The organism is Streptococcus sp. GS001, assembly GCF_021595565.1.
GTDB classification, from domain to species: domain Bacteria; phylum Bacillota; class Bacilli; order Lactobacillales; family Streptococcaceae; genus Streptococcus; species Streptococcus xiaochunlingii.
In genome coordinates this window covers 94,956-107,613 of the sequence record NZ_JACSYJ010000005.1, presented here as the reverse complement: position 1 = coordinate 107,613, position 12,658 = coordinate 94,956, and the positions used below count along the sequence as shown (strand labels likewise).

Below are 12,658 nucleotides of genomic sequence, written 5' to 3'. Positions count from 1 at the left end.
CTCAGATGGCTGTAATCTTTGTTCTTTCTATTTAGCTCTTCCTAGAAATTCCGCCCTGATTTGTTATAGCCATATTTTTCGACAAAATGCTCACGAAATTCTAAAAGATTGTCATCCATGATGGCTTGACGGACCTGCTTCATGAGGTTAATCAAGAAGTATAGGTTGTGGTAGCTGGTCAAGCGAATGCCGAAGGTCTCATCTGCCTTGAGGAGGTGGCGAAGATAAGCACGGGTGTAATTCTTACAAGTGTAGCAATCACACTCGTGGTCTAGTGGCGTAAAGTCTTCTGCAAATTGCGCATTTTTCACCACCAGACGTCCTTGACTAGTCATACAGGTGCCATTTCGCGCAATCCGCGTCGGCAAGACACAGTCAAACATGTCCACTCCACGAATAACGCCATCGATCAGACTGTCTGGAGCTCCTACTCCCATGAGATAGCGAGGCTTGTTCTCTGGTAAGAGAGGGGTTGTGAAATCCAGCACGGCATTCATCTCTTCATGGCTTTCTCCAACAGCTAATCCACCGATAGAATAGCCTGGGAAGTCCATGCTAACGAGATCACGCGCAGACTGACGGCGCAAGTCTTCAAATCCAGCCCCTTGGACAATCCCGAAAAGACCTTGATCATGAGGGCGACGATGAGCCTTAAGGCCACGTTCTGCCCAACGACTGGTCCGTTCGATTGATTTCTTCACATAATCATAGGGTTGATAGAACTGAGGACATTCGTCAAAGGACATCATGATATCGCTCCCTAGATTGTTTTGGATCGAGATGGCCTTTTCTGGGGAGAGGAACATCTTCGAACCATTGAGGTGATTTTTAAAGGTTACCCCTTCTTCGGTGATATTGCGGGTATCCGCTAGTGAATAGACCTGGAAGCCTCCACTATCTGTTAAAATGGGCTGGTCCCAGTTCATGAACTGGTGCAGTCCTCCTGCTTTTGCGACCAAGTCGTCCCCCGGACGAAGCCAGAGATGGTAGGTGTTGGCCAAAATAATTCCGGACTCCATTTCCTTGAGTTCTTCTGGCGATTGAGTCTTAACGGTTGCCTGAGTCCCTACAGGCATAAACATTGGGGTTGGGAAGGTCCCGTGGGGGGTGATAATTTCTCCCAGACGAGCTCCTGTATGCTTTTCTTTTTTGATTAATCGATATTGAATCGGTGAATCTGTCATGGTTACCTCCGTACTGGGAAAAACAGTCCCAGCCTTCTTATTCCTGTCACAGGATCTCCTGTGAGCACCTGTACGATTGTACCAAATTTTACCAGCTCTGTCACGGACTTGTGTTATAATAAAGGGTACTACTACCATGAAAGAGGACATTATGAATATCAAATTGGTTCGTGCTCAAGCTCGTCAGCTGCAATTGCAACATCCCAAAGTCTTCTCCTACTTTGCCTTACCAACTTTCCTGACAATCCTTGCAAGTTACATGCTGACAGGGACAGACATCACTGAAACACTTGCTCACATGGAACTTAGAGAAGGGATGCTCTTTCTTCTAAGCCGGCAGATTTTCCCTGCGATTATTGGATTTATCCTTTCTTTTCTCTATTTAGGGGCAACTTTTCGCTTTTTGATTTCTGCCTCTAGCAAGGGAGAAAAGAACTTTGGTATCTTCACCATCTTTCAGAGCCAGTATTTTACACCTGCGTTTTTAACGCTATTCATTAAGCAAGTTATCCTGTCTTTGTGGGGGAGCCTCCTCTATGTGAGTCAACTTCTCTTAACGGTGGTCAGCTATCACGTTCTCGCTATCAATGAATCCTCCTCCACTACGTCTACCCTTAGAGCGGATACTCCAGAAGTTCAAGCAATTCTTAAGTTAGCTCCAACGATGACGACCGGCCTCTTAATGGCTCTGGTTGGGCTCCTACTCTTCCTCCCTTTTTATTACCAGTATAGTTTGGTCGAATTGATCCTATATAGTCGACTGATGACAGGAACCTATGACGGTCCCATGTCTATCCTCCGCCAAAGTAAGGAAGAGATGAAAGGCTTTAAGAGCCACCGCCTTGTTCTTGATTTGAGTCTGCTCGGTTGGCAAATTCTATCTTTTTTCACTTTAGGAATGGCGAATTTTTATGTTAAACCTTATGCAACCAGTTGCCAAATCATCTTCTACCATACCCTCCTTCAAAAACGGATGCAGGCGGACAGTCGCTTCCAGCAAAAGGCGCCGGATCTACCAAAGTCTAATCCACTTGATTAACAAAGAAAACAAGAAAACCTACCTTCGATTGGAGCCATTCTCCAAAGCACTAGGTGGGTTCTTTTATCTCTGTTAGGGAAATCCGTCTGTATTTATTTCACCTCTCGTATCAGTTTAATCACTGGATGAAAGACGAGAGGTTCTGAGATAAATCAAAAGCTATCCTTCTCCTAAGACCAAGCGAGTGTGCTCGCGTTTGATACAGCGGTTCATGACGATATCTTCTCGTCCAGCTCCACGAAGGATTTCTTCTGCTTCTTGATTTTCCAGCTCTAGTTGCGCCCAGAAAATCTTCGCATCCGACTCGATAAAGTCACGCGCTACATCTGGCAAAAACTCACTGCGACGGTAAACATCGACGATATCTACCGGGAAAGGAATTTCCTGCAAGCTAGCATACACCCTTTCTCCAAGGATTTGGCCACCGGCTGCACGAGGATTAACGGGAATAATCCGATAGCCCCGCTCTTGCATCTCCTCGCTGACACGATGGCTGGTCGTCTCTTCACGGTCAGATAATCCAACTACAGCAATGACTTTACTGGTTTCGAGGTAATGTTTGATAATGCCATCACTAGGATTGCGAAATGAATAAGCCATAAGAATCTCCTTTTTGTATGCGTTTCCTTTCTTTAAATAGTATAACAATACGAAGGGCATTGCAAGTGTTTGTCGTTAAAAGCGGTAGGAAACTGAAAAGTCTCCTACCGCTTTCTGTTTTAAACAAACTCAATCTTATTTGGCTTCATACCATGTTTTGCCTTCATTCTCATCAGCTTCTAGTGGAACTGCAAGTTCGATAGCAGATTCCATGGTCTCTTTGACGAGTTCTTTGATCGCTGCCAGTTCATCACTTGGTACTTGCAGAACAATTTCGTCGTGGACCTGAAGGAGCATCTTGGTCTTATATGCCCCTGCTTCTAGCGCTTGGCCCAAGTGGATCATAGCAATTTTCAAGATGTCGGCTGCCGATCCTTGGATGGGTGAGTTGATAGCCGTCCGCTCCGCAAAGCCTCGAACATTGAAGTTGCGAGAATTGATATCTGGAATCTCCCGACGACGCTTGAAGAGAGTTTCTACATAGCCTTTGTCACGCGCTTCCCGTACCACTCTTTCCATATAGCTCTTGATGCCAGGGTAGCGTTCGAAATAGGTTTCAATGTAGGCCTTGGCTTCTTTTCGACTGATCCCTAGATTATTAGACAGTCCAAAGTCGGAAATTCCATAAACCACACCGAAGTTTACTGCTTTTGCATTGCGACGGTCATTCGGCGTCACATCTTCTGGTTTTTCAATATTGAAGACCCGCATAGCAGTCGATGTATGGATATCTGCCCCATGTTTAAAGGCATCAATCAAATGCTCATCTCCCGAAATATGGGCCAAGACGCGCAATTCGATCTGTGAATAGTCCGAACTGAGCAAGACACTATTTTCCTCTTCTGGGACAAAGGCCTTGCGAATGAGACGGCCTTGTTCCAAACGGACAGGGATATTTTGCAGGTTGGGATCCACGCTAGACAAACGGCCTGTCTGCGTCAAATCCTGTACATAGCGGGTATGGATCTTCCCATCTTCCAAAATCCAATCTTGAAGACCGATGACATAGGTCGATTGGATCTTGGCAATTTGGCGGTATTCAAGAATCTTAGACACGATCGGTGCGATTGGGGCTAGGCGTTCCAAAACATCAACGGCTGTGGAATAGCCGGTTTTGGTCTTCTTAGTATATTCAAGTGGGAGTTCCAATTTTTCAAAGAGGATGACCCCCAATTGTTTTGGAGAATTGATATTAAACTCTTCTCCAGCAAGCTCGTAGATTTCTTGGGTTAAGCGCTCCAAGACCACTTCGTTTTCCACCTGCATGTCTTTGAGGGTTTGGCGTTCTACCTTAATCCCTGCGATTTCCATCTTGGCCAAAACAGCTGCTAGTGGTTGCTCCATATCATAGAGCAAATCTAATTGATCATGGGCTTGCAACTGCTCCATCATGGGCTCTTCGGTATCCAGTAGAACAGCGACTTTTCGTGCCAAATGCTCTAATAGGGCGGTCTTTTCTGGGATCGCTTTTTTGGCTCCCTTGCCATAAACAACTTCGTCCAGTGGCAGCGCAATCTGACTATAGAGGCTCGCAATGGTTGAAATTTCATTGTCCTCTACGGTCGACAAGAGATACTTGGCCAATCGACTGTCAAAAGCTGGCTTTTGCAAGGTAATGCCCAAGTGGCTGAGCAAGACCTTGGCCCGCTTAAAGTCATAGACCTTGAGGGGCGTTTTTTCGAGAAATTCTTTGAAAATCGGTGTTTGTAAAAGATCAGTACCAGTACTTGCGTAGAGCTGACCTTTGGTCCCCCATGCAAAACCGATGATGGGTTCCGTATGGTAGTTGTCCCCAAAAATCTCAAAATGGAAGAAACTATCTTCCGTAAGCATATCTGGAGTGACTTGCTCGACTTCTGTATAGTCAATAGCTACAGGAGCCGCCTCTTCTCCACTGAGATCCAAGGCCTGACGGAGTTGCTTGAAGCCCATCTCCTCAAAAAACTTGGCGAGATTTTCTAGATGGGGGCCCGTATAGGTGATATCATCCAGGCCAATCTCAATGGGCGCATTGGTATCGATGGTCGCGAGAGTCTTGGACAGATAGGCCTGCTCCTTGTCGTTGATGAGGTTTTCCTTCATCTTAGAAGCCTTCATCTCATCGATATGCTCGTAAATACCATCGAGAGAGCCATACTCTAGGAGTAGTTTGATCCCTGTCTTTTCTCCGATCTTAGTAACACCTGGGATATTATCCGACTTATCTCCCATCAAGGCCTTGAGGTCGATAAATTGCTCTGGCGTCAGACCCATTTTTTCTTTCAGATAGGCTGGAGTGAATTCCTCAAACTCTGCTACCCCTTTTTTGGAAATCTCAACCACCGTATTATCATCTGTCAGCTGGATCAAATCCTTATCCCCAGAGACAATGGTGACTTCAAATGGCACCGAGCTAGTTTCTGCCATCTTATCTAGCGTTCCAATAATATCATCCGCTTCATACTGGGCTAGCTCATAATGGCGGATCCCCAAATGATCTAGTTGCTCGCGAATAAAAGGGAACTGCTCACGGAATTCATCTGGTGTTTTTGCCCGACCTCCTTTGTAGTCGGCATACATCTCCGTCCGAAAGGTCGTCTTTCCTGCATCGAAAGCAACGAGGACATGAGTCGGTTGGATGCGCTCCAAGAGATGGCTCAACATGAGGTTAAAGCCATAGACCGCATTGGTATGCAACCCATTGGCATTTTTGAAGCGATCGATTTGATTATAGAGTGCGAAAAAGGCACGAAAAGCGACGGAAGACCCGTCGATGAGTAGTAATTTGTTCTTTTTTTCCATAGGCCTATTATATCACGAATCACAAGGTCTCTGGTACATAAAAACTCTACCCTTTCGGGTAGAGCCTTCTTTAGGAGTTTCTTATGAAAAATGAAGAGAAGTGTTTATTCGCCGTAACAAGAACCTTGTTGTGGCAATTTCTTAAAGCGTTTTGGATAATTAACTGAGATTTTCATTTGCTGTACTTCATTTCTTATTGGATGAGTTTAGTATACAAGAGAAACCTAAACCATTCCTTATAGAAAGCTTCAAGAAAACTAAAAGCTGAGGCGCAAAGCATGCAGTTGTTTTTGCTGCAAGCTGGTAACTGAAGACGGAGCCCTTGCCATCGCAGCCCTAAGAATAGGAAAGAAAAACTCTTCCCAATCTGGAAGAGTTGATCCTTATCCAAGCAGAAGAAGGCTGGCTAAAGCGACTATTGCTGGACCACCTTGGGTCAAGATGATTTTTTTATTAGAAGTTACAGCCCCATAAGCTGCTGCACCAATAATAAAGAGCAGAAAGATCGTGACAATTTCACTATTTCTAGCTACAAAGAGGCCGTAGAGGAGGAAGACACCAATCAGAGCATTATAAATGCCTTGGTTTTTGAAGAGAGCCGTCACAGATGGACGATGCAATTCTTCCTGATCCATATTAAAGACACGACCAGTCGATGCCGAGTGGGTTGCTAAACTCTCAAGGTAAAAAATATAGAAATGCTCAAAAGCAGCAAGACTTGCTAAAACAATGGTTAAGATAGACATATTATTCTCCTTTTAAAATGTAATTTGCTCGAGGCCAGACACCAACTTTTCGAGTAAGTGACTCAACTGATTCCGCTCTTTTTCAGAAAGAATCTGATCCATCTGGCCTTTTACCTGTAGATGATGTGCTGGGGGGTGGACCAACAACCGATCTCTGGCAAACTCCGTAAGTTCCACCACAATCTCCCGTTGATTTTCTGGATTGCGAGTACGAGTAACATAGCCACTAGCTTCTAAGACTTTGAAGTGGCGGGTTAAGGCTGCAGGGTCAATTGCTAGTTTCTCCTGAAGGGCCGCTTGGCTACACGGCGCTTCTGCTACTAACAACTGAAGCATCTGATAACGAGTCAGACTAATGCCCAATTGTTTTTCAAATAATTGGGTTGAAGACTGATCAGCTAGCTTCAACTGATAAAGCAAGTCATGCATTTCTGACATTCCTTCTCTCCGATCTTTTTTATTGACTTATCAATAATTGATTTATCAAGTATATCATTTTAAAAAATCGAAGCAATAAATTTGCTTACCTCAAACGAAATAATTTCCTCCTAAGAAAAGCAAAGTAAAAGACCACCGGATTTGGTGGCCTTTTAGGGAGATTATTATGAAAAAGAAAAGTTTTAGGATTTCATAAACAAAGTTAGGAGGTCTTTGTTTATGGTTTTATTATATCGGATTTATCTTAAAGATTTCTTAAGGAATTATTTCATTTCCAAAACAAATTGTTTACGGATTCTTTTCATAGCGCCATTCCAGCAACAAAGAAGCCTAGCTTTGTTAAATAAGTTAACTTTTTTCTTCTTCAAAATAGAGGCGAATGTCATCCAAATGACGAATCGCATGATTGACATCCGGCTTGTAATCCAAAAAATTAATACTCCCGATTCCTGCATTGTCTGCCAAATCAACATCCAGAGTTCGATCTCCAATATAATAGGTCTCACTCCGATCCAGTTGATACTTATCCACTAGATAATCGACTCCTTCTGGATCTGGTTTTCTCCTAAAGCCATTGTCCGTTGTGACAATCTCTTGAAAATAGGATAAGATCCCTAGATCTTCCAGAATTGGATAAGCATTCTTCCCCTTGTGGGTATAGACGAATTGGACAATCCCTTCCTCTTTAGCCCAAGCTAGAATGTCTCTAGCTCCTGGCATCAGATGCACTTGGGCGTTTTTCTCACGCAAGCTAGAAGCACGATAACTATTCATCTCCTCCGCATCCAAACCATGTTCTCTAGCCACTTCTTCAAGAAGTACCTGGACAGATTGTTGAAGGATAAAGGCATGGACCGCTTCTCGATCAAAGTCCAAAGAGTAATGGGCATAGGTCTCAGCAATCCCATCTAAAATAGCTTCATAAGAATCCAAAAGAGTTCCATCCAAATCCCAAATAAAAGCTCGTGTCATACATTTTATTCCTTCCATTTCCGATGATAGAGTGTTTTTAAGAAAAACCAGCGAAAACCATTGTCCAAGAGGGTACCTGCCCAAATACCTGGCAAGCCCCAACCAAAGATGACTCCCATCAGATATCCAGAGCCAATCCGAATCACCCACATACCAATAGTAGTCGCATAAAAGGGAAGGCGGGCATTGCCCAAACCTTGCCAAACAGCCGTATAGATGACGGTTCCAGCTGTCAGAGGCGTTCCAAGTAAGGAGAACAAAATGACGGATAAGGAGGCCGCAAGGGCTCCTGAATCCTTGGTGTAAAGGGCTGTCAAAGGACTTCCAAACAAGAAGATGGTAAGGGCGAGAGGAAGCATGGAGAGAAAAGAGAGCCAGAAACTACGACTGGTGATTTGCTTAATCCCTTGTAAATCATTCTGCCCCAAACTTTTGGCGACCAACATGACCGTCGCTGTCGCAATCCCAAAGACCGGCATATAGTTGAACTGGGTCAAGACTTCCCCAATAGCATTCCCAGCTACCGCTCTAGTACCAAAAACGGCCACCATAGCAATGATGACAATATCCCCTGCTCGCATCATGAGGCGCTCACCAGCAGCAGGCAAAGCAAGGGAGAGCAAGTCTCGATCCAAGCCCCAACGAAAAGGAGCAAAGGGAAGTTGAACCTGACGCCAGAGCAAGAAAGCCCCTAATAAGCGAGAGAGAACCGTTCCTAAGGCAGCCCCGGCGATGCCCAGCCCAAAAACAAAGATCAAGATGCTCGATAATAGAGCATTCAAAACATTGGTCAACAAACTGACATACATGGGTAGTCGCGGGTTATGGGCCACACGGACTAGGGCTCCCAAGGTAGTCATCAGACCTAAAAGCAAAATACTTCCTCCGACAAGGGATAAATAAATTCCTCCGGCTTCTGCAACCGCTGCTTCAACCCCCAAGAGGGCAATCAATTCCTTGCCAAAGCAGAGGGATAAGACCCCCAAGATACAACTTAATAAAACCGTGACTTTAATAGATTCAGTCGCCTGACGAGCTATGGCTTTCTGATCTTTTTGTCCCATACTTTTGGACAAGAGACTCACGACCGCTGCTCCAAGAGCGATAAAAATAGCTTGGTAAATCGTAATGATATTGCCTGCAACGGATACACCCGATACAGCTACTAAACCCAACTGAGCAACCAAGTAGCTATCTACCATCCCCATGAGCATTTGGAGAAAGTTTTCTCCGATGGCTGGAAGGGCAATTCTTAAAATTTGTCGATCTACTTGTTGTTGACGTGACACACTTTCCTCCTGATGAAAAGAAACTCAGCTAGTTGCCTAACTGAGTTCTGCTTGTAGAACTATTGTGAGATTTATTCAGTCAAGTCCTAGAGACTTCTGCTTTCTAATTTTGGGACTCCCACTTACAATCCCAAATAGGCTTCAACTGCAGCCTGCATATCTGTTGCTGCAACAGTTGTCTTGTGACGAACTGGAGCAGTTTCGAGACCATCCACTGCTGGTGGCAAGGCTACACCTGAGATTTCATGTAATTGAGCCAAGGCTTCAAAGTCGCTCAAACCTGATTTCCCTGTTACAGCTTCCACCGCAACCACTGGGAATTTGTAAGGACTAGCTGTTGATGCAATTACGGTCTTGGCCGCATCGCCTGTCGCTGCTTGGTATTTTTTATAAACTGCTGAAGCAACTGCTGTATGAGGGTCCTCAATATAAGCATCTGACTCATAAACACGCTTGATTTCTGCTGCTGTTTCTGCTTCTGTCGCATACTCGGCTGCAAAAAGGTCAAGGATTTCTTCATCAAAATCTGTCAATTCATACTGACCTTGCGTATTCAAGGCAGTCATGAGTTCAGCTGTCTTAACCGCATCATTTCCCAAAAGATGGAAAATGAGACGCTCCAAGTTTGAAGACACTAAGATATCCATAGATGGGCTAGTGGTTACCTTAAACTCACGCTTCTTGTCATAGACACGAGTCTTAAAGAAGTCTGTCAAGACATTGTTGTCATTTGAAGCACAAATCAACTTACCGACTGGTAGGCCGATTTGCTTAGCATAAAATGCCGCCAAGATATTTCCGAAGTTTCCTGTCGGTACAGTGAAGTTAACCTTGTCACCAGTATTAATCTCGCCAGTTTTAATAAGTTGAGCGTAGGCATAAACATAATAAACAATCTGTGGGACCAAACGACCAATATTCATAGAGTTAGCTGATGAGAACTGGAGCTTGTTGGCTGCCAATTTTTCACGGAGGGCCACATCATTGAACATATGCTTCACATTTGTCTGAGCATCGTCAAAGTTTCCATCAATGGCGATGACATGGGTATTTTCGCCCGTTTGAGTGGTCATTTGCAACTCTTGCACCTTGCTGACACCGTCTTTTGGATAAAAGACGATAATTTCAGTACCTGGAACATCCGCGAACCCTGCCATAGCAGCTTTCCCAGTGTCACCAGATGTCGCTGTCAAGATAACAATTTTGTTTTCCAAGCCGTGTTTCTTAGCAGCTGTCGTCATGAAGTAAGGCAAGATCGACAAGGCCATGTCTTTAAATGCGATGGTTGAACCGTGGAACAATTCCAAGTTGTATTGACCATCAAGTTTGACAAGAGGGGCAATAGCTGGTGTATCAAACTTGCTGTCATAGGCATTGGTGATACAGTAGTCCAACTCTTCAGCTGTAAAGTCATCCAAGAAGGCTGACAAGACAAGTTTAGCTACCTCTTGATAAGAAGCATCTTTTAATGTGTCAAAATCCAAGTCCACCTTTGGATAACTCACTGGAGTAAATAAGCCTCCATCTGTTGCTAAACCTTGCAAAATCGCCTGGCTGGCTGTTACGGTATTTTTCGCATCACGCGTTGATTGATAAACTAATGTCATGTACATTTCCTCATTCTGTTCCTTAAGATACGAATTAGACTCCTCTAACTTTCGTACAATCTATTCCATTATACCATGAATTCTTGTGAATTTTGTCAGTGAGAATGAAATTGTCTGAAAAAAGAGCCCACTGCTTGCAAACTGAAAATCAACGAAAAACCTCTCTTCATCAATTTATCTGCCCTCCGACTCTGGCTACTCTCTTTTCACTTGTTCATAGGAGTCCTTGCCATCATTGAGCTTGTCCCAGATGACGACTTTTCCTTCTTTGAGGGATTTTTGAACATCAATGATCCGCTGGTTGGAAGAGCCACGAAACTGCAACATCAGGTTGCGCTTGCTCTTATCATAGCGACCATCCACCAGAATATCAATCAGCGAAAGTAGCTCCAATTTGTCCGGCGTCTCCAGCATCATTTCTTCCCAGGTGTAGCCGGTCCAAGACCAGATATCTTTGTCGGGCAATTCTCTTTTCACCCGCTTGACCAAGGGCAGCAGGATGCCAGTGTTGAGAAAGGGTTCCCCCCCAAGCAAGGTCAAGCCCTGAACATAGGGTTGGGCCAGATCGGCCATGATCTGCTCTTCCAACTCTTTGGTGTAGGGAATGCCTGCGTTGAAAGACCAGGTGGCTACATTGTAACAGCCCTCACAGTGAAACATGCAACCTGCTACATAGAGGGAGTTGCGTACTCCTTCGCCATCCACAAAGTTAAAAGCCTTATAGTCGATGATGCGCCCTTGACTCAGTTCTTCACTTTTCCATTCTTGAGGTTTGGGATTGTTCATGACACCTCCCCATCTAACTCTATCCAGTAGCGCTGACTTCTGTCGATTGTATTTTCGTAAACACCGCCAGCAGATAGAATCGTGCGACGGCTAGCTTCGTTGTCTTCATCACAGGTAATCAGCACTCGTTCTAGTCCTTGTTTTCGAGCCTCTGCTAGTCCTAGCTCTAGCTGCAACTTAGCCAAGCCCTTTCTGCGTTGACTGGGCCGGATGGAATAGCCAATGTGACCACCCTCTACAAATAATTTGTCATTCAAGGACAAGCGCAGGGCTAAAAAGCCCAGAGGGTAGCCAGTCTCATCAAAGGATAAAAATTGAATGGTAGGAACCCAGCATTCTGGCAGATTCTCAGTATCCTCCTGCTGCTCTACAATTCGCAACCAATCCGCAAAATCCTTTGCTCGCTTCCAAGTGGAGCCCATGCCACCGTGCATATAGGATTTTGCAGCATCGAACTCAGTAATCATCTCTAAAATCGCGTCTTTATCTTCTAAAGTTGGTCGTTGTAACTTCATAAACTTTCCTCAATCTAAATCAATCCAATAGCGCTCTTTCCCGCCTCGAACATCCTCTAAAGCTCCGCCATTAGTCAGAATCACTGCTCGACTGGCAGCATTGTCACTATCACAAGTCACTAAAGCACGTTTGATATTTTTACTTTTGGCTACTTGCAAGCCTTGCCGCAGCTGCTCTTTTGCCAATCCTTGCCCACGCGCAGAGGGACGGATACTATAGCCGATATGACCAGCATAATTCAGCAACCCCTCATTTAGTCTCAGCCGTAGATTCAAAAAACCTAAAGCATGGCCTGATTTATCAAACAATACGTACTGAATTGATGGAACACGATTTTCAGGCAAATTTATTCCCATTTCTTTTTGCATATTTGTCTCCAACCACTCTTCGTAGTCAAAGTTCTCAGCATCCCAAAATCCGCCATCGTGAGCTGATTGATTCGCTTCAAACTCTGCCATCATGTCTAATACAGTTTCTTTATCTGCTAGAGTCGGTCTGCGTAATTCCATCTTTACCTCCCCATACGAGAAAAGCGAGAGCGAACTCTCACTTTTATTTTTTCTTAGTCTTTTTTAAAAATTGCTCTCTTAGGCTGGCTACTCGGTCTTTTTTATTGATTCCGCCTGTCGAGTGCTTTTCGTGGAATCGTTGTACCTGAGCCTTGCCCTTATCGTCTAATTGATATTTTCCCATAATCTTC

Annotated in this window: 13 protein-coding genes; 1 reads left to right on the top strand and 12 read right to left on the bottom strand. The window is 44.4% G+C overall.

Translation table 11 applies throughout. The annotated features are described in order from the left end of the window. Positions 1-41: 41 nt before the first annotated feature. Positions 42-1,184: a tRNA guanosine(34) transglycosylase Tgt gene (gene tgt / locus H8S88_RS09200; RefSeq protein ID WP_125336259.1), complete on the bottom strand. Its 1,143-nt coding sequence runs from the start codon at positions 1,182-1,184 to the stop codon at positions 42-44. Between the two features lie 151 nt (positions 1,185-1,335). Between tgt and H8S88_RS09195 the strand changes: the two genes are divergently transcribed. Beyond that, positions 1,336-2,223 carry a DUF975 family protein gene (locus tag H8S88_RS09195; protein ID WP_229099959.1) on the top strand — a complete coding sequence of 296 codons (888 nt, stop codon included), beginning with the start codon at positions 1,336-1,338 and terminating at the stop codon, positions 2,221-2,223. A 159-nt stretch (positions 2,224-2,382) separates the two neighbouring features. Here the strand turns inward: H8S88_RS09195 and H8S88_RS09190 are convergent, their stop codons facing one another. The 11 genes from H8S88_RS09190 to H8S88_RS09140 form a co-directional block, all read right to left on the bottom strand. After that, complete coding sequence (locus tag H8S88_RS09190) at positions 2,383-2,823, bottom strand: CoA-binding protein (RefSeq protein WP_048789418.1); 441 nt, start codon at positions 2,821-2,823, stop codon at positions 2,383-2,385. Between the two features lie 135 nt (positions 2,824-2,958). Further along, a complete protein-coding gene (gene polA / locus H8S88_RS09185; protein ID WP_048789419.1) occupies positions 2,959-5,604 on the bottom strand; it encodes a DNA polymerase I in 2,646 nt (881 codons plus the stop codon). A 383-nt stretch (positions 5,605-5,987) separates the two neighbouring features. Beyond that, entirely contained in the window at positions 5,988-6,350 is a 363-nt protein-coding gene (locus H8S88_RS09180) for a DUF1304 domain-containing protein (protein ID WP_048789420.1), read from the bottom strand. A 12-nt stretch (positions 6,351-6,362) separates the two neighbouring features. After that, complete coding sequence (locus H8S88_RS09175) at positions 6,363-6,788, bottom strand: MarR family winged helix-turn-helix transcriptional regulator (protein WP_048789421.1); 426 nt, start codon at positions 6,786-6,788, stop codon at positions 6,363-6,365. 348 nt (positions 6,789-7,136) lie between these two features. Further along, the gene (locus H8S88_RS09170) at positions 7,137-7,760 is read right to left on the bottom strand and encodes an HAD-IA family hydrolase (protein ID WP_125336258.1); all 624 of its coding nucleotides are present in this window, start codon (positions 7,758-7,760) and stop codon (positions 7,137-7,139) included. A gap of 5 nt (positions 7,761-7,765) precedes the next feature. Next, on the bottom strand, positions 7,766-9,049 hold the full coding sequence (locus tag H8S88_RS09165) for an MATE family efflux transporter (protein WP_048690577.1): 1,284 nt from the start codon (positions 9,047-9,049) through the stop codon (positions 7,766-7,768). A 122-nt stretch (positions 9,050-9,171) separates the two neighbouring features. Then, positions 9,172-10,656, bottom strand: coding sequence for a threonine synthase (gene thrC / locus H8S88_RS09160; RefSeq protein WP_048789425.1), 1,485 nt, complete (start codon positions 10,654-10,656; stop codon positions 9,172-9,174). Positions 10,657-10,851: 195 nt separating this feature from the next. After that, positions 10,852-11,442 (bottom strand): anaerobic ribonucleoside-triphosphate reductase activating protein, encoded by a 591-nt coding sequence (nrdG, locus tag H8S88_RS09155; protein WP_048690582.1) that lies wholly within the window; start codon positions 11,440-11,442, stop codon positions 10,852-10,854. Further along, the gene (locus H8S88_RS09150) at positions 11,439-11,957 is read right to left on the bottom strand and encodes a GNAT family N-acetyltransferase (RefSeq protein ID WP_048690583.1); all 519 of its coding nucleotides are present in this window, start codon (positions 11,955-11,957) and stop codon (positions 11,439-11,441) included. The genes nrdG and H8S88_RS09150 overlap by 4 nt, the downstream gene beginning before the upstream one ends. Positions 11,958-11,966: 9 nt before the next feature. Then, positions 11,967-12,467 (bottom strand): GNAT family N-acetyltransferase, encoded by a 501-nt coding sequence (locus tag H8S88_RS09145; RefSeq protein ID WP_048690585.1) that lies wholly within the window; start codon positions 12,465-12,467, stop codon positions 11,967-11,969. A 43-nt stretch (positions 12,468-12,510) separates the two neighbouring features. Next, complete coding sequence (locus tag H8S88_RS09140; RefSeq protein WP_125330069.1) at positions 12,511-12,651, bottom strand: hypothetical protein; 141 nt, start codon at positions 12,649-12,651, stop codon at positions 12,511-12,513. Between the last annotated feature and the right edge of the window lie 7 nt (positions 12,652-12,658).

Coding starts and splice junctions, on each gene's coding strand:
- H8S88_RS09175 (WP_048789421.1), bottom strand. CDS start 6,788: ATGTCAGAAATGCATGACTTGCTTTATCAGTTGAAGCTAGCTGATCAG.
- thrC (WP_048789425.1), bottom strand. CDS start 10,656: ATGACATTAGTTTATCAATCAACGCGTGATGCGAAAAATACCGTAACA.
- H8S88_RS09140 (WP_125330069.1), bottom strand. CDS start 12,651: ATGGGAAAATATCAATTAGACGATAAGGGCAAGGCTCAGGTACAACGA.
- H8S88_RS09195 (WP_229099959.1), top strand. CDS start 1,336: ATGAATATCAAATTGGTTCGTGCTCAAGCTCGTCAGCTGCAATTGCAA.
- polA (WP_048789419.1), bottom strand. CDS start 5,604: ATGGAAAAAAAGAACAAATTACTACTCATCGACGGGTCTTCCGTCGCT.
- nrdG (WP_048690582.1), bottom strand. CDS start 11,442: ATGAACAATCCCAAACCTCAAGAATGGAAAAGTGAAGAACTGAGTCAA.
- H8S88_RS09150 (WP_048690583.1), bottom strand. CDS start 11,957: ATGAAGTTACAACGACCAACTTTAGAAGATAAAGACGCGATTTTAGAG.
- tgt (WP_125336259.1), bottom strand. CDS start 1,184: ATGACAGATTCACCGATTCAATATCGATTAATCAAAAAAGAAAAGCAT.
- H8S88_RS09145 (WP_048690585.1), bottom strand. CDS start 12,467: ATGGAATTACGCAGACCGACTCTAGCAGATAAAGAAACTGTATTAGAC.
- H8S88_RS09170 (WP_125336258.1), bottom strand. CDS start 7,760: ATGACACGAGCTTTTATTTGGGATTTGGATGGAACTCTTTTGGATTCT.
- H8S88_RS09190 (WP_048789418.1), bottom strand. CDS start 2,823: ATGGCTTATTCATTTCGCAATCCTAGTGATGGCATTATCAAACATTAC.
- H8S88_RS09180 (WP_048789420.1), bottom strand. CDS start 6,350: ATGTCTATCTTAACCATTGTTTTAGCAAGTCTTGCTGCTTTTGAGCAT.